This is a genomic window from Streptomyces sp. NPDC020192, assembly GCF_044388685.1.
In the GTDB taxonomy this organism is placed as follows: domain Bacteria; phylum Actinomycetota; class Actinomycetes; order Streptomycetales; family Streptomycetaceae; genus Streptomyces.
In genome coordinates, this window is record NZ_JBIRXG010000037.1 from 1 (window position 1) to 24,915 (window position 24,915).

At 71.5% G+C, this 24,915-nt stretch carries 21 protein-coding genes, 4 tRNA genes, 1 other RNA gene and 1 pseudogene; 14 read left to right on the forward strand and 13 right to left on the reverse strand.

The features are described from left to right. Positions 1 to 308, forward strand: a 308-nt coding sequence (locus ACH47Z_RS40585) for a DNA-directed RNA polymerase subunit alpha C-terminal domain-containing protein (RefSeq protein ID WP_399083512.1), incomplete at its 5' end; no start/stop codon positions are given. Positions 309 to 382: 74 nt separating this feature from the next. Here the strand turns inward: ACH47Z_RS40585 and ACH47Z_RS40590 are convergent. From ACH47Z_RS40590 to ACH47Z_RS40600, 3 genes are all read right to left on the reverse strand, one after another. Beyond that, a complete protein-coding gene (locus ACH47Z_RS40590) occupies positions 383 to 1,228 on the reverse strand; it encodes a S8 family serine peptidase (RefSeq protein WP_399083515.1) in 846 nt (281 codons plus the stop codon). Continuing rightward, the gene (locus ACH47Z_RS40595; RefSeq protein ID WP_399083518.1) at positions 1,198 to 1,650 is read right to left on the reverse strand and encodes a hypothetical protein; all 453 of its coding nucleotides are present in this window, start codon (positions 1,648 to 1,650) and stop codon (positions 1,198 to 1,200) included. The genes ACH47Z_RS40590 and ACH47Z_RS40595 overlap by 31 nt, the downstream gene beginning before the upstream one ends. Positions 1,651 to 2,036: 386 nt before the next feature. Beyond that, positions 2,037 to 2,124: transfer RNA gene (locus tag ACH47Z_RS40600), tRNA-Ser, on the reverse strand. Between the two features lie 120 nt (positions 2,125 to 2,244). On the opposite strand from ACH47Z_RS40600, the gene ffs reads away from it, so the two are divergent. The 6 genes from ffs to ACH47Z_RS40630 all read left to right on the forward strand — a co-directional run bounded on the left by ffs (position 2,245) and on the right by ACH47Z_RS40630 (position 10,844). Continuing rightward, an RNA gene (gene ffs, locus ACH47Z_RS40605) (signal recognition particle sRNA small type) lies at positions 2,245 to 2,341 on the forward strand. Positions 2,342 to 2,380: 39 nt separating this feature from the next. Next, on the forward strand, positions 2,381 to 4,693 hold the full coding sequence (locus tag ACH47Z_RS40610; RefSeq protein WP_399083521.1) for a DNA polymerase III subunit gamma and tau: 2,313 nt from the start codon (positions 2,381 to 2,383) through the stop codon (positions 4,691 to 4,693). 100 nt (positions 4,694 to 4,793) lie between these two features. Continuing rightward, a complete protein-coding gene (purD, locus tag ACH47Z_RS40615) occupies positions 4,794 to 6,071 on the forward strand; it encodes a phosphoribosylamine--glycine ligase (RefSeq protein ID WP_399083524.1) in 1,278 nt (425 codons plus the stop codon). Between the two features lie 283 nt (positions 6,072 to 6,354). Continuing rightward, positions 6,355 to 8,118: a hypothetical protein gene (locus tag ACH47Z_RS40620; RefSeq protein WP_399083527.1), complete on the forward strand. Its 1,764-nt coding sequence runs from the start codon at positions 6,355 to 6,357 to the stop codon at positions 8,116 to 8,118. Between the two features lie 226 nt (positions 8,119 to 8,344). After that, a complete protein-coding gene (locus ACH47Z_RS40625; protein ID WP_399083530.1) occupies positions 8,345 to 9,838 on the forward strand; it encodes a N,N-dimethylformamidase beta subunit family domain-containing protein in 1,494 nt (497 codons plus the stop codon). 106 nt (positions 9,839 to 9,944) lie between these two features. Continuing rightward, positions 9,945 to 10,844: a phosphoribosylaminoimidazolesuccinocarboxamide synthase gene (locus ACH47Z_RS40630; protein ID WP_399083533.1), complete on the forward strand. Its 900-nt coding sequence runs from the start codon at positions 9,945 to 9,947 to the stop codon at positions 10,842 to 10,844. Positions 10,845 to 10,878: 34 nt separating this feature from the next. On the opposite strand, the gene ACH47Z_RS40635 is transcribed toward ACH47Z_RS40630, so the two are convergent. The 8 genes from ACH47Z_RS40635 to ACH47Z_RS40670 all read right to left on the reverse strand — a co-directional run bounded on the left by ACH47Z_RS40635 (position 10,879) and on the right by ACH47Z_RS40670 (position 15,457). Continuing rightward, positions 10,879 to 10,954 (reverse strand) — tRNA-Gly (locus tag ACH47Z_RS40635). Positions 10,955 to 10,977: 23 nt separating this feature from the next. Then, entirely contained in the window at positions 10,978 to 11,592 is a 615-nt protein-coding gene (locus ACH47Z_RS40640; RefSeq protein ID WP_399083536.1) for a response regulator, read from the reverse strand. After that, positions 11,589 to 12,830 (reverse strand): sensor histidine kinase, encoded by a 1,242-nt coding sequence (locus tag ACH47Z_RS40645; protein WP_399083539.1) that lies wholly within the window; start codon positions 12,828 to 12,830, stop codon positions 11,589 to 11,591. The genes ACH47Z_RS40640 and ACH47Z_RS40645 overlap by 4 nt, the downstream gene beginning before the upstream one ends. 17 nt (positions 12,831 to 12,847) lie before the next feature. Continuing rightward, entirely contained in the window at positions 12,848 to 13,627 is a 780-nt protein-coding gene (locus tag ACH47Z_RS40650) for an ABC transporter permease (protein WP_399083542.1), read from the reverse strand. Then, on the reverse strand, positions 13,624 to 14,559 hold the full coding sequence (locus ACH47Z_RS40655; RefSeq protein WP_399083545.1) for an ABC transporter ATP-binding protein: 936 nt from the start codon (positions 14,557 to 14,559) through the stop codon (positions 13,624 to 13,626). Before ACH47Z_RS40655 ends, ACH47Z_RS40650 begins: the two co-directional genes overlap by 4 nt. A gap of 130 nt (positions 14,560 to 14,689) precedes the next feature. Beyond that, a tRNA-Gly gene (locus tag ACH47Z_RS40660) sits at positions 14,690 to 14,762 on the reverse strand. Positions 14,763 to 14,841: 79 nt separating this feature from the next. Further along, positions 14,842 to 14,913, reverse strand: a tRNA-Gly gene (locus ACH47Z_RS40665). A gap of 226 nt (positions 14,914 to 15,139) precedes the next feature. Beyond that, positions 15,140 to 15,457 carry an Lsr2 family protein gene (locus tag ACH47Z_RS40670; protein WP_399083548.1) on the reverse strand — a complete coding sequence of 106 codons (318 nt, stop codon included), beginning with the start codon at positions 15,455 to 15,457 and terminating at the stop codon, positions 15,140 to 15,142. A 309-nt stretch (positions 15,458 to 15,766) separates the two neighbouring features. Between ACH47Z_RS40670 and purS the strand changes: the two genes are divergently transcribed. The 3 genes from purS to purL are packed head-to-tail and all read left to right on the forward strand — an operon-like array spanning position 15,767 to position 18,971. Then, entirely contained in the window at positions 15,767 to 16,039 is a 273-nt protein-coding gene (gene purS / locus ACH47Z_RS40675) for a phosphoribosylformylglycinamidine synthase subunit PurS (protein WP_020940955.1), read from the forward strand. Continuing rightward, positions 16,036 to 16,716, forward strand: coding sequence for a phosphoribosylformylglycinamidine synthase subunit PurQ (gene purQ / locus ACH47Z_RS40680; RefSeq protein WP_399083551.1), 681 nt, complete (start codon positions 16,036 to 16,038; stop codon positions 16,714 to 16,716). Before purS ends, purQ begins: the two co-directional genes overlap by 4 nt. Beyond that, positions 16,713 to 18,971 (forward strand): phosphoribosylformylglycinamidine synthase subunit PurL, encoded by a 2,259-nt coding sequence (gene purL / locus ACH47Z_RS40685; RefSeq protein WP_399083554.1) that lies wholly within the window; start codon positions 16,713 to 16,715, stop codon positions 18,969 to 18,971. Before purQ ends, purL begins: the two co-directional genes overlap by 4 nt. Before the next feature lie 58 nt (positions 18,972 to 19,029). Here the strand turns inward: purL and ACH47Z_RS40690 are convergent. Beyond that, positions 19,030 to 19,586 (reverse strand): annotated as a pseudogene (locus tag ACH47Z_RS40690) (Uma2 family endonuclease). Positions 19,587 to 19,640: 54 nt separating this feature from the next. Continuing rightward, positions 19,641 to 21,119, reverse strand: a complete 1,479-nt coding sequence (locus tag ACH47Z_RS40695) for an MFS transporter (protein WP_399083556.1) — start codon at positions 21,117 to 21,119, stop codon at positions 19,641 to 19,643. Positions 21,120 to 21,215: 96 nt separating this feature from the next. Between ACH47Z_RS40695 and ACH47Z_RS40700 the strand changes: the two genes are divergently transcribed. The 4 genes from ACH47Z_RS40700 to purF all read left to right on the forward strand — a co-directional run bounded on the left by ACH47Z_RS40700 (position 21,216) and on the right by purF (position 24,907). Next, entirely contained in the window at positions 21,216 to 21,854 is a 639-nt protein-coding gene (locus ACH47Z_RS40700) for a TetR/AcrR family transcriptional regulator (RefSeq protein WP_399083559.1), read from the forward strand. A gap of 10 nt (positions 21,855 to 21,864) precedes the next feature. Next, positions 21,865 to 22,662, forward strand: coding sequence for a sterol carrier family protein (locus tag ACH47Z_RS40705; protein ID WP_399083562.1), 798 nt, complete (start codon positions 21,865 to 21,867; stop codon positions 22,660 to 22,662). A gap of 58 nt (positions 22,663 to 22,720) precedes the next feature. Beyond that, entirely contained in the window at positions 22,721 to 23,176 is a 456-nt protein-coding gene (locus ACH47Z_RS40710; RefSeq protein WP_399083565.1) for an META domain-containing protein, read from the forward strand. A 201-nt stretch (positions 23,177 to 23,377) separates the two neighbouring features. Then, complete coding sequence (purF, locus tag ACH47Z_RS40715) at positions 23,378 to 24,907, forward strand: amidophosphoribosyltransferase (protein WP_399083568.1); 1,530 nt, start codon at positions 23,378 to 23,380, stop codon at positions 24,905 to 24,907. Positions 24,908 to 24,915 lie beyond the last annotated feature (8 nt).

Here is a 24,915-nt window from a genome sequence, read left to right on the forward strand (position 1 = left end):
CCCCCACGGACGCCGCCCTGGCCGCCGACCTCGCGCTGCCGATCGAGGAGCTGGAGCTCACGGTCCGCTCCTACAACTGCCTCAAGCGTGAGGGCGTCCACTCGGTGGGTGAGCTCATGGCGCGCTCCGAGGCGGACCTCCTCGACATCCGTAACTTCGGTGCGAAGTCGATCGACGAGGTCAAGGCGAAGCTGGCCGGCATGGGCCTGGGCCTCAAGGACAGCCCGCCCGGATTCGACCCGACCGCCGCCGCCTTCGACGCGGACGACAACGGGAACACGGGTTTCATGGAGACCGAGCAGTACTGAACGGGCACGGAACAGCCCCCTCGGAGATCACTCCGAGGGGGCTGTCCGCTACGGCCGTCCGGCCAGTGCCTCGATCAGGCGGCGCCGTACCCCCCGCCCGAGGGGTCGCTCAGTCCGGCGACGCCGTCGGGGGTGCCGATGCCGGTGGGGGCGTCGTATCCCGGGGTCGCGGAGAAGCTGCCGGCGCTGCCGGTGGTGATGTCGAAGAAGTCCTGCGGGTGGGCGTAGGGGTAGGTGTTGGGGAAGGTGCCGGGGGCGGGGTTGCCGGCCAGGGCGTACATCCCGGCGACCAGCGGGGAGGCCACGCTGGTGCCGCCCGCGACCACCCAGCCGATGGAACCGTCGGGGATGGGGGATGAGGTGTACACCGCCACGCCGGTGGCGATGTCCGCGACCGCGGAGACGTCGGCGATGGTGCGGTTGGTACAGATGGTGTCGTGCTGGAAGGCGGGCTTGGGTTCGAAGAGGGAGCAGCCGCATCCGGTGCCGTTCCAGGCTCTTTCCGTCCAGCCGCGACTGTTGTTCGCACGGAACAGTGAGGTACCGCCCACGGCGGTGACATAGGGGGAAGCGGGCGGATACTGCGTTACGCCTCCGTTGTCACCCGAGCTGAAGGTGAAGGCCACGCCGGGGTGGTTGAAGTGGAAGTCGAAGGCGCCCTCGAACGGGGCCTCCGGCAGGTCCCAGCTGTTGGAGATGAACTTCGCGCCCTGAGCGACGGCCTGGTCGACTCCGGCGAACAGATCGCCGGGGGCGGCGCTGACGTCTTCGACGACCAGGATGTGGCAGTTCGGGCAGGAGGCGCTCACCATCTCCACGTCGATGGCCTCCTCCAACGTCCATTCCGGGACGACGGTGGTCGGCAGGGTGCTGCCGCCGTTCTGGTTGATCACACGGAAGCAGCCGCTGGCCGTGTGCACGTCGGGAGGTGGAACTGGCGGCGGTAGACGGCCAGGTCGCTCTCCATGTTGGGGTGGTGGTAGGCGACGTTGATGGCCACGGTCCGGTGCTGGCCGTTGGTGCCGGCCAGCTTGTAGGCACTGCGGATGTCGGATGGGCTGAGGCCTGCCGGCTGCGCACCCGGCGGGAGGGACGCGACGGGTCTGAAGTGGGGATTGAGCATGGCCAGACAGGCCGCACGCTGCCAATTGGACGTCGGCTGGCAAACCCGCATGGGAGGCAGCGGTTGGGGCTGGCCGGCAGCCGAACCGTGGGTCTGGACGGCTGCTGGACGGTGGCCGGCGGGCGAGCCCTGGGGCTGGGCGGTCGCCGAAGCCGCCGCCAAGCCCACCAGCACGAAGACCGCGGCCAGCAGCGACCGGATCGGACGGGCGCGGAACATGACACTCCTCCGGCGCCGGAGGGGCGGCACCGTGCTCGGGCGGGCTGTCGCCGCCTGACCTTCGGGTTCGCGTCCTTGACCCGTCCCTCCCGGCATTTTCCGCCGGTCCGCGCAACCCGTGGCGGCGTCTGCCGCGGCGCCCACTGTCGGCCCCCGACTACGGCACCGAACCCGAGCAGCGCCTGATCACCCGTCGGACGGCGTACGGAAACCACCCGTACAGCAGTACGCCCGCGTTCCGGAGAAGCCGCTTGGGGCGGCCACCTCCGTGACGCTCGCCACACCGCTGGGAGCAGCGCGCGACTGAGGCGGAAACCGGGGCGGACAACGTCGAAGGGCCCCACTGCGAACAGTGGGGCCCTTCGACATCGTGCCCGGTGAGGCACTGGCGGAGGATACGAGATTCGAACTCGTGAGGGGTTGCCCCCAACACGCTTTCCAAGCGTGCGCCCTAGGCCTCTAGGCGAATCCTCCGCCGGAAACATTACATGACCGAGGGGAGTGCTCGCGAACCCGTTCCCGCAGGCCCGGATCGGGTGGGGCCGCGGTCGGTGATCGGGTACTGAGCGCGGGCCGGGATCGGGTAGTGTGGGGCGCAGCCCCTCACGTGGCGCTATCTGACTGAACTCCCCCAGGGCCGGAAGGCAGCAAGGGTAGGTCGGCTCTGGCGGGTGCGTGGGGGGCCCTTGTTTTTCCCGGGTTGTCAGTGGGCGCCTATAACCTCGTATGCGTGTCGTCTCTCGCGCTGTACCGCCGCTATCGCCCGGAGACCTTTGCCGAGGTCATCGGGCAGGAGCATGTCACCGACCCGCTGCAGCAGGCGCTGCGGAACAACCGGGTCAATCACGCGTACCTGTTCAGCGGTCCGCGCGGCTGTGGCAAGACGACCAGCGCGCGCATCCTCGCCCGCTGTCTGAACTGTGAGCAGGGTCCCACGCCGACCCCGTGCGGCGAGTGCCAGTCCTGCCGGGACCTCGCCCGCAACGGGCCGGGCTCGATCGACGTCATCGAGATCGACGCGGCCTCTCACGGTGGTGTGGACGACGCCCGTGAGCTGCGCGAGAAGGCGTTCTTCGGCCCCGCCGGCAGCCGCTACAAGATCTACATCATCGACGAGGCCCACATGGTCACGTCGGCCGGTTTCAACGCGCTGCTGAAGGTCGTCGAGGAGCCGCCGGAGCACCTCAAGTTCATCTTCGCCACCACCGAGCCCGAGAAGGTCATCGGCACCATCCGGTCGCGGACCCACCACTACCCCTTCCGGCTCGTGCCGCCGGGCACCCTGCGCGACTACCTCGCCGAGGTGTGCGGGCGGGAGGACATCCCCGTCGAGGAGGGCGTACTGCCGCTCGTCGTCCGCGCGGGCGCCGGTTCCGTGCGTGACTCCATGTCCGTCATGGACCAGCTCCTCGCCGGTGCCGGCGCGGAGGGTGTGACGTATGCCATGGCCACCTCCCTCCTCGGCTACACCGACGGCTCGCTGCTCGACTCCGTCGTCGAGGCCTTCGCCACCGGTGACGGCGCCGCCGCCTTCGAGGTCGTGGACCGCGTCATCGAGGGCGGCAACGACCCGCGTCGCTTCGTCGCCGACCTGCTGGAGCGGCTGCGCGACCTGGTGATCCTCGCCGCCGTTCCGGACGCGGCGGAGAAGGGGCTTTTCGACGCCCCGGCCGACGTCCTGGAGCGCATGCAGGCCCAGGCGTCCACGTTCGGCGCCGCCGAGCTGAGCCGCGCCGCCGACATGGTCAACCAGGGCCTGACGGAGATGCGCGGCGCCACCTCGCCCCGCCTCCAGCTGGAACTGATCTGCGCACGCGTGCTGCTCCCCGCCGCCTACGGCGACGAGCGCTCCGTGATGGCCCGCCTCGACCGCCTCGAGCGCGGCGTCAACTTCGCCGGCGGGGCCGGCGCGCCCGCCATGGGGTACGTCCCCGGCCCCGAGGCCCACGGCGCACCGGTTCCCCCCGGCGGCGGCCCCGCCGCGGCCCGGGCAGCCGTCCGCGTGACGGGCGCTCCGGCGCACACCCCTGCTCCGTCCGGCTCCGGTGCGCCGTACGGCGGTTCCGGTGCTCCGGCGGGCGGGGGCGACGGTGCTCCGGCCCACGGAGGTGGCGGCGCTCCGGTAGCGCCGGTTCACGGTGGAGATGGCGCTCCGGTCGCTCCGCAACCCGCCCCGGCTCCCGCGCCCACCCCCGCGCCCACCCCTGCTCCCGCCCCGGCCCCCGCTGCCCCGGCCCCGGCCGCTCCTGCCGTGCCCGGCACCCCCGCCGCTCCCGGAGCCTGGCCCACCGCCGCGCCCGCAGGCGGCGGCCGACGCCCCGGTGGCTGGCCCACGGCAGCCGCTCCGGCGGGCGGCCAGCAGGGTCAGGCCCCGGCCCGCGGCCCCGCTCAGCCGCAGCACCAAGCGGGCCCGGCACCCGCACCGACGGCCCCGGTCGCCACCGCCGCCCCCACCGCCGCCCCCACCGCTCCCACCGGCGGCCTCGACCCCCGCGTGCTCTGGCCGAACATCCTGGAGGCGGTCAAGAACCGCCGCCGCTTCACCTGGATCCTGCTCAGCCAGAACGCCCAGGTGACCGGCTTCGACGGCACGACGCTCCAGCTCGGCTTCGTCAACGCCGGCGCCCGTGACAACTTCGCCGGCAGCGGCAGTGAGGACGTGCTGCGGGCGGCGCTGGCCGAGCAGTTCAACGTGCAGTGGAAGATCGAGGCGGTCGTCGACCCGTCCGGCGGCTCCCAGGGCTTCGGCGGCGCTTCCGCCGGAGGCGGCGGTGGCTACGGCGCCCCGGCCGCACCCCGCCCCGCGGCACCCCAGTCCGCCGCCCCGCAGGCACCCACGCCGACCCCGGCCGCCCCTGCCACGTCGGCGGCACCCACCCCGGCCCCCCGGCCCACGCCCGCCCCCGAGCCGCCCCCCGTCGCCCCCGAGGACGACATCCCCGAGGACGACGACCCCGACCTGGACGAATCGGCCCTCTCCGGACACGAACTGATCGTGCGGGAGCTGGGTGCGACGGTGGTGGAGGAGTTCTCGAACGAGTAGCCGGCCGAGGGGTCCGGGAGCGGAGCACCGGCACCCTTGGAGGAAAGCCCAACAAGCCCGCCCCCCAACCTTCGGCAACCTTGCCATTAGGCTGACCCCCGTGAAGGTCCTCGTCATCGGCAGCGGCGCCCGCGAACACGCCCTGTGCCGCTCCCTGTCCCTCGACCCCGACGTCACGGCGCTGCACTGCGCCCCCGGCAACGCCGGCATCGCCGAGGTCGCCGAGCTGCACCCGGTCGACGCGCTCGACGGCAAGGCGGTGGCCGAGCTGGCCGCAGGCCTCGGCGCCGAGCTGGTCGTCGTCGGCCCGGAGGCCCCGCTGGTCGCCGGGGTCGCCGACGCCGTCCGCGACGCGGGCATCCCCGTCTTCGGCCCGTCCCGGGAGGCCGCGCAGCTGGAGGGGTCCAAGGCCTTCGCCAAGGACGTCATGGCGGCGGCCGGGGTGCCGACCGCCCGCTCCTACGTCTGCACGACCGCGGAGGAGGCCGCCGAGGCCCTCGACGCCTTCGGCGCGCCGTACGTCGTCAAGGACGACGGTCTCGCCGCCGGCAAGGGCGTCGTCGTCACGGAAGACCTCGACCGGGCCACGGCGCACGCGGCCGGCTGCGAGCAGGTGGTGATCGAGGAGTTCCTCGACGGCCCCGAGGTGTCCCTCTTCGCCATCACCGACGGCGAGACGGTCGTCCCGCTTCAGCCCGCCCAGGACTTCAAGCGCGCCCTGGACGGCGACGAGGGTCCGAACACCGGCGGCATGGGCGCGTACTCGCCGCTGCCGTGGGCCGACCCGAAGCTGGTCGACGAGGTGTTCGAGACGGTCCTCCAGCCGACGGTGGACGAACTGCACCGCCGGGGCACGCCGTTCTCCGGCCTGCTCTACGCGGGCCTCGCGATCACCAGCCGCGGGGTCCGGGTCATCGAGTTCAACGCCCGCTTCGGCGACCCCGAGACCCAGGTCGTGCTGGCCCGGCTGCGGACCCCGCTGGCCGGGCTCCTGATGGCCGCCGCCACCGGAAACCTCGCCGATCTGCCGCCCCTGCGCTGGAGCGAGGACGCGGCCGTCACGGTCGTCGTCGCCTCGCACAACTACCCCGACACCCCCCGCACCGGCGACCCGATCACCGGTCTGGACGAGGTGGCCGCCGAGGACGCCCCGCACGCGTACGTGCTGCACGCCGGGACCAGGCGGGACGGCGACGCCGTCGTCAGCGCGGGCGGGCGGGTGCTGTCCGTCACGGCCACCGGCACGGATCTGACCGAGGCGCGCGAGCGGGCGTACCGGGCGGTGGACCGGATCCGGCTGGACGGCTCCCAGCACCGCACGGACATCGCCGCGAAGGCGGCCCAGGAGGCCCAGGACGCCCCGGCGGCGGGCGCCTGACCTGCCCTCCTGCCACCCGAACCGCTCCCAGGCCCCGGACCCGCAATCCGGGGCCTGATCTTTGCTGTCTGTCACCCACCTCTGACCAGAGCCATTCCATCGAGTGAGCAATCGTCCATACGGCTGACGGGGGCCGGGGCCCCAACTAGGGTGCCGCGCAAGCCTTCCGGACGTTCCGGCACTTGGCCCACCGGCATTGCGATGTCAGTGGCGGGTGCCACAGTGGGGGAGTGAGCACCACCAGGCAAGCACGGCAACGGCAGCGAGGGGGTGAGGTCGGCACGTGAGCGGAATCGGTGTGGAGGTGGGCGCGCAGGCCGCGCGCTCCCGGGCCCTCGCCGTCCTGCGGGTCCGGGGCCGGGCGCTGGGTGTGGCCCTGCTGCCCGCGGGCGCCGCGGTGATCCTGCTGGTCGGCGGCTCCACCGGCCACCTCGTCGGCCCGGGCTGGGACACCGCCCGGGTGGCGGTGAGCGCGCTCGCCCTGCTGGTGCTGGCGGCCGCCGCCGGCATCGCCCTGGTCGTGGCCCGGGCCCGCCCCGCCACGACGCCCACGGTCCCGATCGCGGAGGCGTCCGCCCCGGATCTGTACCGGATGGTGCGCGACCTCGCCGACCGGCTCGACGTGCCGGCCCCGTCGGCCATAGCGCTCACCCCGGACTGCGACAGCTGGCTGGAGGACCGTACGCACGCGGCCCACGGCCCCCCGGCCCGCTCGGCGCCCGACGAGATAGCCGGACCCCATGGCGCCCCAGCCCACCGTCGTACGCCGGTCGCGCCGGTCCTGGTGATCGGCTCCCCGTTCCTGTGGTGGATGCGGGTCGGCGAGCTGCGTGCGGTCCTCGCCCCGGTCGTCGCCGGTACGGGCCCTTCGGCGCACCCCGACATAGCGGCCGCCCGCCGCTTCGTGCGCGGTCTGGACGCGGCGCTCGCGGTCGCCTCGGCGCCCGGCCGCGGCCCGCTGGCCCGGGTGGCGTGCGCGGCGCTCGGCTGGGTGGCCCGACTGCTGCTGCACGGCTGCCGGGAGCACGCGACACAGATGGAGCGCGGGGTCGCGGCGGCCGCGGCCGAGCGCGCCCAGGCGGTCGACTACGGCCTCAGGATCGTCGCCCAGGAGCAGGTCGGCCTCGCCTACGCCGGCTGGGACCGGCTGCTGACCCGGGTCGCGCTGCCCGCCTGGCGCATGGGCCGATGGCCGTCCCGGCTGGACGCGGGCGTGGTCGCGGCGCTCACCGAGCTGTCCCGGCGCGACCGGCTGGCCGAGGGCTTCGCCTCCCGGCTCGGCGAGCGTCCCGCCTGCGATCTGCTGGAGGAGCCCGGCGCGATGGACGAGGCCGCCTCGCTGCTGGCCGCGCGCCTCTTCCACGGCGGCCCCGCCGAGCCCGGCCCCGACTGGGCGCCGGTGGACTGGCAGGCGTATCCGGAGGAGGTCGTGGACCGCACCTGGCGCGCGGAGGCGGCCCGGCTGCACCGCGTCCTGGACGCCCTGGGCGTGCGCCCCGCCGTCGACCCCGCGGCCCCCGACCCCGGCGGCCCCACCCTGGCCCGGGTCCTGGACCACCTCACCGAGCCGGCCGCCGTCATGCCGCACCAGGCCCCGTACGCGGCCGAAGAACTCCCTGAGGACCCCGACGAGGACATCGAGGCCGGTACGGAGCGCAGCGCGGCCCTCGCCGCCGGTCTGAGCGCCGAGCTGGTCCGGGAGGAGGCCTGCGCCCCGAGAGGCGCGAGCACCGCGGGCCACGGCCCCGAGAGCGTCCTGTGGGACGACGGCTCCCTGCCCCTCTTCCCGCTGCAGCCCCCGCGCACCGGCCGCGATCTGCTCGCCGACCACGTCACGGCGATGGTGTGCTGCGCGGCCGTCGACACCGCCGACGCGGTCCCCGCCCTGGACTGGCTGGACGGCCCCTCCCTGCTGCTGGACGGCGAGCGTGCCGCCGACCTCACCCCCAGAGTGCTCAGCCTGATCGAGGAGGGGGACCCGGGCCCGCTGCGCGACTGGCTGGCCGCGACCGGGATACGCCCCGAGAAGCCCGTACGACTGGTCTGACGGAAGTCGTCCAACGGAACCCCTGACTTCCACTTCAGGTCAATTCGCAACGACTAGTGACCGGGCGCGTGCGTTATGTGATGTGCTGGGTGCGACCACGCACCTGGCAAAGGCGTGCGACATACGACAGCACGGCCGAGCAGAGCGAGCACCACCGAGCACGGCGAGTACGGCGAGCACCACCGAGACAGGGACGACACGGGGGACCTGAGGGAGGGGAGCGATCATGGCCTCGGACCACATCCGCCGCTGGGAATCCGGAGCACTCGCGCACGCCGTCACGGACCCCTTCGGCCAGGGCCCGGTGCCCTGGCTGCGCGGCAGTGAGACCTACTTCGACGACACCGGCCACGTCGTGCCCTGGTACGTCGACCCGAGCCCGCAGCAGCCCACCGCCGTCGGCCCCACCCCGGGCCCCGCCCCGCGCGTGCCCGGCCCCCGCTCGGCCGACGACGTGCGCCGCCAGATCAAGGGCTTCACCTCCACCGGCGCGGTCGCCCCCGGCGAGGCGATCGACTTCCGCATCACGGTCGACCCGCCCCAGGAGTTCAGCGTCGACATCTACCGGATCGGCCACTACGGCGGTGACGGCGCCGCCAAGATCACCACCAGCCCCCGGCTGTCCGGCATCGTCCAGCCCGGCCCGCTGGCCGCCGACCGCACGGTCTCCTGCCACCACTGGTGGCTCTCCTGGCGCCTCCAGGTGCCCGTCCACTGGCACATCGGCGCCTATGTGGCCGTCCTCACCACCGTCGACGGCTACCGCTCCCACGTGCCGTTCACCGTCCGCGACGACCACCCCGCCGACCTGCTCCTGCTGCTGCCGGACGTCACCTGGCAGGCGTACAACCTCTACCCGGAGGACGGCCACACCGGCGCCAGCCTCTACCACGCCTGGGACGAGCGGGGCCGGCTGCTCGGCGAGGCCGACGCGGCGACCACGGTCTCCTTCGACCGGCCGTACGCGGGCGCGGGCCTCCCCCTGCACGTCGGCCACGCCTACGACTTCATCCGCTGGGCCGAGCGCTACGGCTACGACCTCGCCTACGCCGACGCCCGCGATCTGCACGCCGGCCGCGTCGATCCCACCCGCTACCGGGGCCTGGTCTTCCCCGGCCACGACGAGTACTGGTCGGTGCCGATGCGCCGGGCCGTCGAGGACGCCCGCGACCGGGGCACCTCGCTGGTGTTCCTGTCCGCCAACACCATGTACTGGCAGGTCGAGTTGGGTCCCTCCCCGTCCGGCGACCCGGACCGGCTGCTGACCTGCCGCAAGCGCAAGGGCCCCGGGAAGCCGGTGCTGTGGCGGGAGATCGACCGGCCCGAGCAGCAGCTCGTCGGCATCCAGTACGCGGGCCGGGTGCCCGAGCCGGCCCCGCTGATCGTCCGCAACGCCGGCCACTGGCTGTGGGAGGCGACCGGCGCGCACGAGGGCGACGCGATCGACGGCCTGGTCGCCGGCGAGGCCGACCGCTACTTCCCGCGCACCCCGCTGCCCGAGCACGACGAGCGCATCCTGCTCGCCCACTCCCCCTACACCGACAACGACGGCGTTCTGCGCCACCAGGAGACCTCCCTGTACCGGGCCCCCTCCGGCGCCTGGGTCTTCGCCTCCGGCACCTTCGCCTGGTCCCCGGCCCTGGACCGCCCCGAGCATGTGGACCCCCGCATCCAGCGCGCCACGGCCAACCTCCTGGACCGCATCTGCAAACGCGACTGACCCCCGGCGATCCACCCACCCGACACCCGCCACCGCCCCCTGGCCGAAACCGATCGTCCCCATAAGGGAGAATCGAGGTCATTGGACAGAACCACGGGGAGGAACCGTGTCCGGATTCGTAGAAAAGCCCGAGCCGATTCAGGTTCCGGGCCTGGTGCACCTGCACACCGGAAAGGTGCGCGAGCTGTACCAGAACGAGGCGGGCGACCTCGTGATGGTCGCCAGCGACCGCATGTCCGCCTATGACTGGGTGCTGCCCACGGAGATCCCCGACAAGGGCCGCGTCCTCACCCAGCTCTCCCTGTGGTGGTTCGACCAGCTGCGCGACCTCGCCCCGAACCACGTGATCAGCACCGAGCTGCCCGAGGGCGCCCCGGCCGACTGGGCGGGCCGCACGCTGGTCTGCAAGTCCCTGAAGATGGTCCCGGTCGAGTGCGTGGCCCGCGGCTATCTCACCGGCTCCGGCCTGCTGGAGTACGACGAGTCCCGTACGGTCTGCGGCCTCGCCCTTCCCGAAGGCCTCGTCGACGGATCCGAGCTGCCCGCCCCGATCTTCACCCCGGCCACCAAGGCCGAGGTCGGCGAGCACGACGAGAACGTCTCCTACGAGGAGGTCGCCCGCCAGGTCGGCGCCGAGACCGCCGCCCAGCTGCGCCAGGCCACCCTCGCCGTGTACGCGCGGGCCCGGGACATCGCCCGGGACCGGGGGATCATCCTGGCGGACACCAAGTTCGAGTTCGGCTTCGACGGCGAGACCCTCGTCCTCGCCGACGAGGTCCTCACCCCGGACTCCTCCCGCTTCTGGCCGGCCGACCAGTGGCAGCCGGGCCGCGCCCAGCCGTCGTACGACAAGCAGTTCGTCCGGGACTGGCTGACCTCGGCCGCCTCCGGCTGGGACAGGAAGAGCGAGCAGCCCCCGCCGCCGCTGCCGGACGCGGTCGTCCAGCAGACCCGGCAGAAGTACGTGGAGGCGTACGAGCGGCTGACGGGCCTGAGCTGGGCGTAACGCGAAAGGCCCCCGGAGGACCGGGGGCCTTTTCTGGAGCGGACGACGAGGCTCGAACTCGCGACCTCAACCTTGGCAAGGTTGCGCTCTACCAACTGAGCTACGTCCGCACTGCGCTACTGCGCGAGAGCAACTATACCCAACCTCGCTCGCGTGCGAGACGCACCGCCGCATGACGGTTCTCGGCGCCGAGCTTCGTGACGGCCGAGGAGAGGTAGTTCCGCACGGTCCCCGGCGACAGCGCGGCCCGCTCGGCGATCTCCGCGACCGGCGCTCCGTCGGCGGCCAGCTCCAGCACCTCGGCCTCCCGCGCGGTCAGCGGCGAGTCCCCGGCGGAGATCGCGTCGGCCGCCAACTCCGGGTCCACATAGCGGCTTCCGGCGTGCACGGTACGGATGATCTCGGCGAGCCGCTGGGCGCTGACGGTCTTCGGGACGAACCCGCGCACACCGGCCGCGAGCGCCCGTTTCAGGTGGCCGGGCCGCCCGTGCCCGGTGACGATCAGCACCTGGCAGCCGGGCAGTTCGGCGCGCAGGGATGTGGCGACCTTCACACCGTCGGCGCCCGGCATCTGAAGATCGAGCACGGCCACGTCGGGCGCGTGGGCCCGCGCCATCGCCAGCGCCTCGGGCCCGTCGGCCGCCTCCGCGACGACGAGGAGATCGTCCTCCAGCGACAGCAGCGCGGCCAGGGCGCCCCGGATCAGATGCTCGTCGTCGGCGAGCAACAGCCGTACCGGCCCGCTCATGATGTGACTCCTCTCACAGTCTCCAGGGGTACTTCGGCCACCACCCGGAACCGGTCCCGGTCGCCGACGAGCCCCGCCTGAAGCGTCCCGCCCACGGCGGCGAGCCGTTCCTTCAGACCCGCGAGCCCCGAGCCGCCGCTGTCGCGCGGGCCGGCCGCACCGTCGTTCTCCACCGTCAGCACCACCCGCCCCTCCCGCACCCGCAGCCCCACCTCACACCGTCCGGCGTCACCGTGCCGCAGCACGTTGGTGGTCGCCTCACGCACCACCCAGCCGAGCGCGGACTGCACCTCGGTGGGCAGCCCGGCCGTCTCCGCACGGACCTCACAGTCGATCCCGGCGGCCGCCAACACGCCCTGCGCGCCCGCGAGTTCGACCCCGAGGTCGGCCTCCCGGTAGCCGCGTACGACGGCCCGCACCTCGCGCTGGGACTCCTGCGCGATGCGCTGCACCTCGATCATCTGCTCCACCGCCTCCGGCCGCCCGCGCCGGGCCAGTTGGACGGCCAGCTCGCTCTTCAGCGAGATCACGGACAGGTTCCGCCCCAGCACGTCGTGCAGATCCCGGCCGAACCGCAGCCGCTCCTCGGCGACGGCGAGCCGGGCCTCGACCTCGCGGGCGCGTTCCGCCTCCCACAGCACGGACAGGGTCCAGGCGCCGCAGCGGCCGGTGATCAGGGAGAAGCCCGCGGCGAAGGCGGTCACCAGCCCGGTGGCGAATACCCCGGGACCGGTGGGGCGCGGAACCACGACGGCGGCCGTGACCAGCACCGACAGCCCTCCGAACCGGACCAGGAAGCGCCGGATCGGCACGGTCAGCGCGTACAGCATCCCGAACGTGATGAGCACGGCTCCGAGAGCGAGCGGGGTGGTGCCCGGGTCGGCCCCGCCGACCGCGCGCAGCGCCGCCGTCACCGCGACCCCGGACCCCAGCAGGACGGCGGCGCCCCGCTGGGCGCGCGGCGCCAGGGCGGCGCGCCCGAGGTAGTGGTCGAGCGCGGGCCGTAGCAGCCGGGCGGCGGCCGCGCACTGCAACAGGTTCACGGCGACGAGCAGCCCGGCGAGGACCATCGGCACGGGCCGCCGGTGCAGCCCGCCGACGAGCGGGAACAGCAGCCAGGTGAGCGAGAACACCCAGATGCTGGCATGCCAGGTGATCAGGCTCTGCAGCTCGACGCGCTCGGCCTTGCTCCGGTCCCGCCAGTGCCGCTGCTGCCACCGCCGTATCCGACCCACCATGGACGTTCCCCCGTACGTCAGCGCCGTGGTTCCCAGCGGAACCACCGTCGTACAGCAAACACCGCCACGATGATCCAGGCCAGCGCGGTCGCCACCGTGCCGAGCGCCTCGTACGCACTCAACTGGCCTGTCCAGCCCGCGCCGACCAGCCGGACGGCGGGGGACAGCGGGAGGAGTTCGCAGACGGAGGCGAGCTTCTCCGGCATGACCTGGGTGGGGAACATGATCCCCGAGCCGCTCATCGAGACGAACACCAGCGGCACCGCGGTGACTTGGCCGCTCTCGACGCTCCGGGTGAAGGACGAGGTGAGCGCGGCCAGCGCGGCGCTCAGCACGAGCCCCGCCACCAGCCCCAGCAGGGTCAGGTACGGCGCCTTGGGCGCGCCGGTGTGCAGCAGCACCGCGCAGCCCGTGCACAGCAGCAGGGCCTGGGCGAGGCCGAGGGCGACGGCCGGCAGGGCCGTGCCGGTGAGGATCTCGGCGTCGGAGAGTTCGCCGGTGCGCAGCCGCTTGAGGACGAGTTCCTCGCGGCGGGCGACGTAGACGTTGACCAGGGAGGTGTAGACGGCGAAGAGGAAGGAGAAGCCGATCGCGGCCGTCATCATCACCGCGCCGATGCTCAGCCCGTGCTTCTCCAGGTCCAGCTGCGCGACGGCCGGCCGCACGCTGAACGGCAGCAGCAGCGGCACGGCCAGCGCGGTGAACACGACACTGCGGTTGCGCCCCAGGAGGGCGAGTTCGGCGCGGGCCAGCGCCCGGAGCCGCCGGCCCGCCGGCGCCCATGCGATCCCGCTCATGCCGCCACCCCCTCCCGCGCGATCCCCAGAAAGGCCTCTTCCAGCGAGGCCGACCGCACATCGAGCCCACGCAGCTCCACCCCGGCCCGCTCGGCCCAGATCAGCACGCCGGTCGCGGTCCGCTGGAGTTCCGTCGTCCGCAGCCGTACGACCCTCCCCTCGGTCTCGTGCCCGCAGACGCCGAGGGCGGCCAGCGGCGGCAGATCGCCGAGGAAGTAGCCGTCGGGCAGTTCGAAGGACATCCGGGAGGGCCGGCCGGCGGTCACCTCGGCCGGGGTGCCGGAGACGGCGATACGGCCCTCGTGCAGGATGGCGAGCCGGTCGGCGAGGCCCTCGGCCTCCTCCAGGTAGTGCGTGGTGAGCAGCACGGTCGTCCCCGCGTCGCGCAGTGCCCGCACCAACTCCCAGGTGTCCCGGCGGCCTTCGGCGTCGAGCCCGGTCGTCGGCTCGTCGAGGAAGAGCACCTCGGGGTCGCCGAGCAGGGCGAGCGCGAGGTCCAGCCGCCTGCGCTCACCACCGGAGAGCTGCTTGACCCGCACCCCGGTCCTGCCGCTCAGCCCCACCAGCGTGAGCACGTCGGCCTCCGGCCGCGCCCCGCTCGTGCACCCGGCCCACATCCGGGCGGTCTCGGCGACGGTCAGCTCGGCCGGGAAGCCGCCCTCCTGGAGCATCACCCCGGTGCGCGGCCGTACGGCGGCCCGCTCGCGGTAGGGATCGTGACCGAGGACCCGGACCCGGCCCCCGGCGGGGGCGGCCAGCCCCTCCAGCAGTTCGACCGTCGAGGTCTTGCCCGCGCCATTGGTACCCAGCAGGGCGAAGATCTCTCCGCGCACGACGGAGAAGGAGATTCCGCGTACAGCCTCGAACCCGCCCCCGTAGACGCGTTTGAGATCAGTGACCTCAATCACGTGATCGTGTTCGTCGTAGTCCATGACGCCAGCGTCCCGGCGGCCGGAGCGGTTCGGCAGTGCGCGATGTCATCACCCGGCATGACAAATGTCAGAGGAACATCGGGCGGCAACGAAAAGACCCCGGTCCAGAAGGACCGGGGTCTCATTCCCGAGCGGACGACGAGGCTCGAACTCGCGACCTCAACCTTGGCAAGGTTGCGCTCTACCAACTGAGCTACGTCCGCACTGCTCCCGACCGGCTCCCACCGATCGGTGCGAGCACCAGCCTACCTGATCCACAAGGGTGGTTGTGACCGGTGCCAGAGCGGGTGACAGGAATCGCACACTGCGCCTTCCCCCTGGAAGGGGGATGTTCTGCTACTGAACTACACCCGCACGATCCTCGGGGTTCCGGCCTTTCGGCCTCGCCCCTCGGCGTGTCCCAGACATTAGCTGATCAGCAGGGGGGTTGCGCAAGTCGGCTCCCCAGAAGCCCCCCTTCAGGCCCCTCCGGGCCCCGGCCGGCGGCCAAGTGCACGGTCCCCAGGGCCCGCTGACGGGCCCTGGGGACTGCCCCTTCGCGGGCTCGGACCGGCGCGGCGAGCGGACTCGGCGCCGGGGCTCACTGCGCTGCGCTGAAGGCTTCGTAGACCTTCTTGGGGATGCGCCCACGGGCCGGTACGTCCATCTTGTTGGCCTGGGCCCAGGCGCGGACGGCCGCCGGGTCGGGGGCGACCTCCGTCTGCTTGTACGCCCTGCCGGACCGCGACCGCTTGCGGCCGGCCTCGACGTAGGGCGCGAGCGCCTTGCGCAGTTTCTTGGCGTTGGATGTGTTGAGGTCGATCTCGTACGACTTGCCGTCGAGTCCGAAGGCGATCGTTTCCGCCGCTTCCGAGCCGTCGATGTCGTCAAAGAGAGTGACCACGACCTTTTGCGCCACGAATATCGGTCCCTTCGTGCGGCACGTCGATACAGCTCAACGCGATGACGTGCCGAGTATCGGCTATTGCCAATTCATTTGTACAGTGCCCGGCAATGCAAAGTGAAGCCCGACTAAATCCGTCTGCGTGTCCCAGTGCAATAGGCGGACCGGGCGGACTGTGGAACTTTCCCAGAACTTTTCGTGAGGACGCGGCTTCGACACCCGATCGTGATGCGGCTCACGTAGTTTCCTCCAACTCTACTCGCGTAGAAATTTTGTGCGGGTAGTCTGAAGGAACCTGCTCAGCACCACACACCGGGAGTGCCAGTGGCACGCGTCGTAGTCGACGTCATGCTCAAGCCGGAGATCCTCGACCCCCAGGGCCAGGCGGTCCAGCGTGCGCTGCCGCGCCTGGGTTTCGACGGGATCTCGGACGTCCGTCAGGGAAAGCGTTTCGAACTGGAAGTTGACGGGCCGGTCGACGAGGCCGCGCTCGCCCGCATCCACGATCTTGCGGAATCCTTCCTCGCCAACACCGTGATCGAGGACTTCACCGTCAAGGTGGAAGAGGCCGCGGAAGTCGCGGAGGCGGCGAAGTGACCGCTCGTATTGGCGTCGTCACTTTCCCCGGAAGCCTCGACGACCGGGACACCCAGCGCGCGATCCGTCTCGCGGGCGCCGAGCCGGTCGCCCTGTGGCACAAGGACAAGGACCTCAAGCAGGTCGACGCGGTCGTCCTCCCCGGCGGTTTCTCCTACGGCGACTATCTGCGGGCCGGTGCCATCTCCCGGTTCTCGCCGGTGATGGAGTCCGTGATCGAGCAGGCGAAGGCCGGCCTGCCGGTCCTCGGCATCTGCAACGGCTTCCAGGTCCTCACCGAGGCCCACCTCCTCCCGGGCGGGATGCTCGGCAACGACCACCTCCACTTCATCTGCCGCGACCAGAAGCTGCGGGTGGAGAACGCGGAGACCGCCTGGACCGGTGACTACCGCGCCGGCCAGGAGATCCACATCCCGCTGAAGAACATGGACGGCCGGTACGTCGCCGACGAGTACACCCTCGACAAGCTCGAGGCGGAGGGCCGGGTCGTCTTCCGCTACCTGGACTTCAACCCGAACGGCTCGCTGCGGGACATCGCCGGCATCACCAACGAGGCGGGCAACGTCGTGGGCCTGATGCCGCACCCCGAGCACGCCGTCGAGCCGCTCATCGGCACGGGCCGCACCGACGGCCTCCCCTTCTTCACCTCGATCCTCAAGAAGCTGGTCAACGCATGAGCCGGACGCCTCTGGACACGGTCGAGCACGCGGCCGCGACCCCCGACGTCGAGCTGCCCTGGGCCGAACTCGGCCTGAAGAAGGACGAGTACGAGCGGGTGGTGGAGATCCTCGGCCGCCGCCCGACCGGCGCCGAACTCGCCATGTACTCGGTCATGTGGTCCGAGCACTGCTCGTACAAGTCCTCCAAGGTCCACCTGCGTCAGTTCGGCGAGAAGGCCCCGCAGAGCGACGCGCTGCTGGTGGGCATCGGCGAGAACGCGGGTGTCGTCGACGTCGGCCAGGGTTACGCCGTGACCTTCAAGGTCGAGTCGCACAACCACCCCTCCTACGTCGAGCCCTACCAGGGCGCGGCCACGGGTGTCGGCGGCATCGTCCGCGACATCATCGCGATGGGCGCCCGCCCGGTCGCCGTCGTGGACCCCCTGCGCTTCGGCGCGGCGGACCACCCCGACACCAAGCGCGTCCTGCCGGGCGTGGTCGCGGGCATCGGCGGCTACGGCAACTGCCTCGGCCTGCCCAACATCGGCGGCGAGGTCGTCTTCGACGCCTGCTACCAGGGCAATCCGCTGGTCAACGCCGGTGCCATCGGCGTGATGCGGCACGAGGACATCCACCTCGCCAAGGCCTCCGGCGCGGGCAACAAGGTCATCCTGTACGGCGCCCGGACCGGCGGCGACGGCATCGGCGGCGCCTCGATCCTGGCCTCGGAGACCTTCGACGACGCCAAGCCGTCGAAGCGTCCCGCCGTCCAGGTCGGCGACCCCTTCCAGGAGAAGCTCCTCATCGAGTGCACCCTGGAGGCCTTCCAGGAGAAGCTGGTCGTCGGCATCCAGGACCTGGGCGCGGCGGGCCTGTCCTGCGCCACGTCCGAGCTGGCCTCCAACGGCTCCGGCGGCATGCGCGTGACCCTGGACGACGTACCCCTGCGCGACTCGACGCTCTCGCCCGAGGAGATCCTCATGAGCGAGTCGCAGGAGCGCATGTGCGCCGTGGTCGAGCCGGAGAAGGTCGACCGCTTCCTGGAGATCTGCGAGAAGTGGGACGTCATCGCCACCGTCATCGGTGAGGTGACCGACGGCGACCGCCTGGAGATCTTCTGGCACGGCGAGAAGATCGTGGAAGTCGACCCGCGCACGGTGGCCCACGAGGGCCCGACGTACGAGCGCCCGTACGCCCGCCCGGACTGGCAGGACACCCTGCAGGCCGACGACGCGAACAAGCTGCCGCGCCCGGAGTCGTCGGAGGAGCTTCGGGCCCAGGTCCTGAAGCTGGTCGGGTCTCCCAACCAGGCCTCCAAGAAGTGGATCACGCAGCAGTACGACCACTTCGTGCAGGGCAACACGGTGCTGGCCCAGCCCGAGGACTCGGGCATGATCCGCATCGACGAGGCGAGTGGCCTCGGTGTCGCCATCGCGACCGACGGCAACGGCCGCTACGCCAAGCTCGACCCGTACACGGGCGCGCAGCTGGCGCTGGCGGAGGCGTACCGGAACGTGGCGACGACGGGTGCGAAGCCCCTCGCGGTCTCCGACTGCCTGAACTTCGGCTCGCCCGAGGACCCGGCGGTGATGTGGCAGTTCGCGGAGGCCGTGCGCGGTCTGGCGGACGCCTGCCAGCAGCTCGGCACCCCGGTGACGGGCGGCAATGTCTCGCTCTACAACCAGACGGGTGAGGCGGCCATCCACCCGACGCCGGTCGTGGCGGTCCTGGGCGTCATCGACGACGTGGCCCGTCGCACCCCGGTCGCCTTCCAGGAGGAGGGCCAGCTGATCTACCTCCTCGGCGACACCCGCGAGGAGTTCGGCGGCTCGGCCTGGTCCCAGGTGGTCCACGACCACCTCGGCGGCCTGCCCCCGAAGGTCGACCTGGAGCGTGAGCGCCTGCTGGGCGAGATCCTGATCTCCGCCTCCCGCGACGGCATGATCGACTCCGCGCACGACCTGTCCGACGGCGGTCTGATCCAGGCCGTGGTCGAGTCGGCCCTGCTCGGCGGCAAGGGCGCCCGTCTGGTCGTGCCCGACGGCCTGGACGCCTTCACCTTCCTGTTCTCCGAGTCGGCCGGCCGCGCCATCGTCGCCGTACCGCGCTCGGAGGAGGTCCGCTTCAACGACATGTGCGGCGCGAGGGGCCTTCCGGCCACCCGTGTCGGCGTCGTGGACGGCGAGTCGGTGGAGATCCAGGGCGAGTTCGAGGTGCCCCTGGCCGAGCTGCGTACGGCGCACGAGGGGACGATCCCGGCGCTGCTGGCGTAGCCCGTACGGCGATGAAGCCCCCACCCGGATTCGCGTTTCCGGGCGGGGGCTTCTCGGCTCAGCGGACGTAGTTCTTGAGGATCTCCGTGTCCAGCTCGATGTTCATCGGGCCGGGGACGCCCACCTTCTCGCCGAACTTCGCGGTGTGGATGTCGCGGTAGCCGCCGACCTGCCGGTCCGGGTTGCTGTGCACCGTGACCGTGCAGGAGTCCCGGTCGATCAAGAGGTACAGGGGGATTCCGGCCTGGCCGTACGCGGTCGGCTTCTCGTGCCGGTCCCGTCGGTCCGTGTCCGAGTCGTACGAGGTGACTTCGACGACCATGAGCGCCCCGTCCGGGTCGGCCCACTCCCCGTGTCCCGCGAAGTGGGCCTCGGGCGCGAGCACCGCATCCGGTTTCACCCTGCCTTCCCTGTACGCGTCGACTCGAAGCCCTCGACCGTGGTACAGGTCCAGGTCAGGCCTGACCTGCATACAGCGCCGAGCCAGCCAGGACACGATGGTGCTGCGGTCCCCGTCCGCCCCCTTTTTTTGACTTCGATCCGTCCGTTGATGAACTCCAGCGTGACGGTCTCGGGAGCGGCGGAGGCGATCGTTTCGAACTCATCCACCGTCATCTGGTCAGTGTTGCCCGGTCCCGGCGGTGCGGGGCGGGTTTCGCCGTTGATCACTCAGACGGGTGATCGCCGGGCCTGCCGCAGATGATGTACGGGGCCCAACGGGCCCTTCTCCAGCGGCAGCCGCAGCGCCAGCGCCAGGGACAGTGCCATGACCCCCGCCCCGCACAGGAACACCGTGTCCAGCGCGGAGACGTACGCCGTCATGCCCGCCGTACGGTCCGTTCCGCGCAGGGCGGCGAGGGAGCCGACGTCGCCGGGGCCGTCGTAGAGGCGGTTCAGGAGGGTGCCGAAGAGGGCGGCGCCGAGGGCTCCGCCGAGCGTCTGGAAGAAGCGGATCGAGGTCGTGGCGACGCCCAACTGATCACGCGGGGCCGACCGCTGCACCAACTGGATCAGCTGGCCCAGGAGCTGGCCGAAGCCCAGGCCCACCAGCAGCAGAGCCGCTCGCAGCTGCCACAGGGAGGTGTGGGTTCCCGTCGTTGCCAGCAGCAGGAAGGCGGCCGTGCTCAGCACCGAACCGCTGATCACGAACGTCCGCTCCGACCAGCCGCGTTCGGTGAGCCGCCCGGTGACGAGGCCGATCGTCATGATGCCCGCCGCCATCGCGATCAGATACAGGCCTGCCGAGGAGCTGGTGATGCCCCGGACCAGCTGGAGGTAGACCAGCACGTAGTAGATCGCGCCCGTCATCGCCGCGCCCATCAGGCCCTGGACGGCGAAGCCCAGGCGCAGCTCGGGGATGCGGAAGAGGGAGGGCGGGAGGATCGGTTCGGCGGCCTTGAACTGGCGGCGCAGAAACAGGCCGAGCGCCGTGACCGAGGCCAGGGCTACGGCTATGACCTGCGGGGACGTCCAGGCGTACTGCTTACCGCCCCATTCCGTGACCAGGAGCAGCGCGGTGGAGAACACGGCAGCGAGCCCTGCGCCGGCGTAGTCGATGGAGCGGGTGGTGGCAGCAGGGCGGGGGAGCCTCAGTACCACCACCGCCGTAGCGAGTGCCGCGATGCCCAGCGGCAGGTTGACGTAGAACGCCCAGCGCCAGCTCGCGTGGTCGGCGAGGAAGCCGCCGAGCCAGGGGCCGACCGCGATACCGCCGCCCGCGACGATCCCGCCGGTGCCGACGCCCTTGTTCTGCTTCTCGCCGGGGCCCACGAGCTGGGCGATGACGACCATCGTCACGCTCATCAGTCCGCCCGCGCCGAGGCCCTGTACGGCCCGGGAGGTGATCAGCCAGGTCATCGAGGGGGCCGTGCCGCACAGCGCCGAGCCGGTCAGGAAGGCACCGAGGGAGCCGAGGAAGACGTGCTTGGCGCCGTGGACGTCGGCGAGCTTGCCGTACAGCGGGAGCATCGCGGCCGAGGCCAGCGAGAAGGCGCTGACCAGCCAGGGGATCTTCTCGACGCCGTGATCGGGGTCGAGATCTCTGACGATCGGGACGGTGACGGCGGACACGATCTGGGTGTCCAGGACGGCCAGGACGATCGTGACGAGGCAGACGACGAGGCCGATCTTGCGCTGGGTTTCGGTCATGGGCAGCACCATGCCCACGTTCTGTGTACTGAGTCAATCTTTTATCCAAGACGATATTTCATCTGAGCCTAAATTTCGCCTTGGTAAGGTGCCGGCATGGCTGAGCCGATGGGACTGCGCGAGCGCAAGAAGCGGCAGACCGCGATGCGGATCTACCGGACCGCCATCGCCCTGTTCGCGGACAAGGGCTTCGACGCGGTCTCGGTGCAGGAGATCGCCGACGCCTCCGAGGTCTCGAAGATGACCGTCTTCAACTACTTCGGCACGAAGGAGGACCTGGTCTTCAAGCCCATGGAGGAGCACTTCTCCGACCCCACCCGCGCCGTGCGTGACCGCGTTCCGGGCGAGTCCGCGGTGGGCGCCGTACGCAGGCAGTTCCTGGAGATGATCGAGACGCGCGACCCCTCGACCGGCCTGAACCCCGAGCCGTTCGCCCGGCGGATCCGCGAGGTCGTCATGGCCACGCCGGTCCTGAGGGAGCGTGCGTACGTCGCCAACGAACGCGGCGCACGGGAACTGGCCGACGTGCTCGCCGAGGAGACCGGCGACCGCACCCTGGCCCTGATCGCCGCCGCCACGCTCAACGTCACCCGCACGGCGCTCGTGGAGGAGCACCACCGCCGCCTCGACGCCGGCGAGACCCCCGACCAGGTCGCCGCCGACGCCGCCGAACGCGCCCGCCACGCCTTCGACTTGGTGGAAAAGGGCCTGAAGGGCTACGCGGTGAAGGCATAGGCTCACCGCCATGCCTCCCGCCAAGAAGCGCGCCCGGACCTACGACCCCGTCAAGACCCGAGCCGCGGTCCTAGCCCAGTTCGGCAACGTCCGGGAAGCCGTCCGCGGTCTCACGCCGGAACAGCTCGCCCTGCCCACCCGGCTCGGCGAGTGGACCGTACGCGACCTGGTCGCGCACATTGGCATGGCGCTCACCGCGATCCACCGGGCGCTCGCCCTGCCCGAGCCGCCGAAGCCGGACGCCGTCCTGCTCGACTGGCCCTTCGCCACCGCGGCCAACGCCGCCGCCATCGACGAGTTCACCCGGAATCTCGCCGCCGAGCACCCCGACCCCGACACCTATCTCGCGGACGTCGAGCAGTCCCTGCGCGCCCTGCTCGCGGAGCACTCCGGCACCCGGATTCTCCAGACGAGCGCCGGCGCGATGTCCCTGGACGACTACCTGGTCACCCGAACCGCCGAACTCGTCGTCCACACCGACGACCTCGCGGCCGCCGTACCGGGTCTGGAGGTGCCGTACGACCGCCAGGCGCTGGCCGCCGCCACCCGGCTGCTCGCCGACGCCCTCGCCGTGAAGGCGCCCGGCGGTTCCACCGAGGTACGGGTGCCGCCGTACGCCGTCGTGCAGTGCGTCGAGGGCCCCCGGCACACCCGCGGCACCCCGCCGAACGTCGTGGAGACCGACCCGCTGACCTGGATCCGGCTCGCCACAGGGCGTGTGAGCTGGAAGGACGCTCTCGAGGAGGCCAAGGTGTCCGCCAGCGGCGAGCGGGCCGACATCGGCTCACTGCTGCCGCTGATGTCGTAGTCCACCAGGGGTCCGCATCGGTGCGGAACCGGCCCGGCCCGTCTCCCGTCGAATCACCATGAACCGGTACAAGCAGCGCATGATCCCGACGGTGGCCGCAGTCCTCGCGGCGCTCACGGTGGCCTGCGGCACCGGAAAGGCGGACAGTGGTCCGGTGACCTCCCCGCAGCCGGTCACCGGCACCGACTGGCGCGTCGACGGCCTCACCGTCGGCGGTACGACCCGGCACGCGCCCGCCACCGCCCGCCTGCGCATCGACACGGACGGCAAGGCGGCCGGCAACCTCGGCTGCAACCAGTTCAGCGCCCGGGCCACCGTCAACGGCGACCGGATCACCCTCGGCGACCTGCGCACGACCCGGATGGCCTGCGCCCCGGACCGCATGGACTTCGAGCGGGCCCTGGCCAGTGCGCTGACCACCGGCACGCTCGTCGCGAAGACCGACGACGGGAAGCTGACGCTCACCGACGGCAACGGTGACACCGTCCACCTCAGCCGTAACGCCTCCGGATGATGTGCGACACCTCACTCGTGCATACGGCAAAGGAGCCCGCGACCGGCGCCCGGTGACCGCCGATCGACCGCCCTGAAGCCCATCCCACCTCGCTGACCTGCGTAAATGGAGAAAGCAACAAGGTGATCCATACGGCCTGCTGCGTTACAGGCGCGTATCCCCAATTCGGACCAGTGGTCGACCTCGCCTACACTCGGTGGCGTGCCACGTGGTGACGGTCGACTCAATCACGATCTGCTTCCCGGCGAGAAGGGCCCCCAGGACGCTTGCGGCGTCTTCGGTGTCTGGGCTCCAGGCGAAGAGGTCGCAAAGCTCACGTACTTCGGGCTCTACGCCCTCCAGCACCGGGGTCAGGAATCCGCGGGAATCGCGGTCAGCAACGGCTCCCAGATCCTCGTCTTCAAGGACATGGGCCTGGTTTCCCAGGTCTTCGACGAGACCTCGCTCGGTTCGCTCCAGGGTCATATCGCGGTCGGACACGCCCGCTACTCGACCACCGGCGCCTCCGTGTGGGAGAACGCCCAGCCGACGTTCCGTGCCACCGCGCACGGCTCCATCGCGCTCGGCCACAACGGCAACCTGGTCAACACGGCGCAGCTCGCCGAGATGGTCGCCGAGCTGCCCAACGACAACAACAGCCGCTCCACCCGGGTCGCGGCCACCAACGACACCGACCTGCTGACGGCGCTGCTCGCCGCCCAGGTCGATGACGACGGCAAGCCGCTGACCATCGAGGAGGCCGCGCACGCGGTGCTCCCGAAGGTGCGGGGCGCCTTCTCCCTCGTCTTCATGGACGAGCACACCCTCTACGCCGCCCGCGACCCGCAGGGCATCCGTCCGCTGGTACTCGGCCGCCTGGAGCGCGGCTGGGTCGTCGCCTCGGAGTCCGCCGCCCTCGACATCTGCGGCGCCAGCTTCGTGCGCGAGATCGAGCCGGGCGAGTTCGTCGCCGTCGACGAGAACGGCCTGCGCAGCTCACGATTCGCGGAAGCGAAGCCCAAGGGCTGTGTCTTCGAGTACGTGTACCTGGCCCGCCCGGACACCGACATCGCCGGCCGGAACGTGTACCTCTCCCGCGTGGAGATGGGCCGCCGGCTCGCCAAGGAAGCCCCTGTCGAGGCCGACCTGGTCATAGCGACCCCGGAGTCCGGCACCCCGGCCGCCATCGGCTACGCGGAGGCCTCCGGCATCCCCTTCGGCGCGGGTCTGGTGAAGAACGCCTACGTCGGCCGTACGTTCATCCAGCCCTCGCAGACCATCCGCCAGCTGGGCATCCGCCTGAAGCTGAACCCGCTGAAGGAAGTCATCAAGGGCAAGCGCCTGGTCGTTGTCGACGACTCGATCGTGCGCGGCAACACCCAGCGCGCCCTGGTCCGCATGCTTCGCGAGGCCGGCGCCGCCGAGGTCCACATCCGGATCTCCTCGCCGCCCGTGAAGTGGCCCTGCTTCTTCGGCATCGACTTCGCCACGCGCGCGGAGCTGATCGCCAACGGCATGACCATCGAGGAGATCGGCACCAGCCTCGGCGCCGACTCGCTCGCGTACATCTCCATCGACGGCATGATCGAGGCGACCACCATCGCCAAGCCGAACCTGTGCCGTGCCTGCTTCGACGGCGAGTACCCGATGGAGCTGCCGGACCCCGAGCTGCTCGGCAAGCAGCTTCTGGAGACCGAGCTGGCGGCCGGCCCCGCCGCCACGGCCGCGGCCGACGCGATCCGTCGCCCGTAACACCCTGC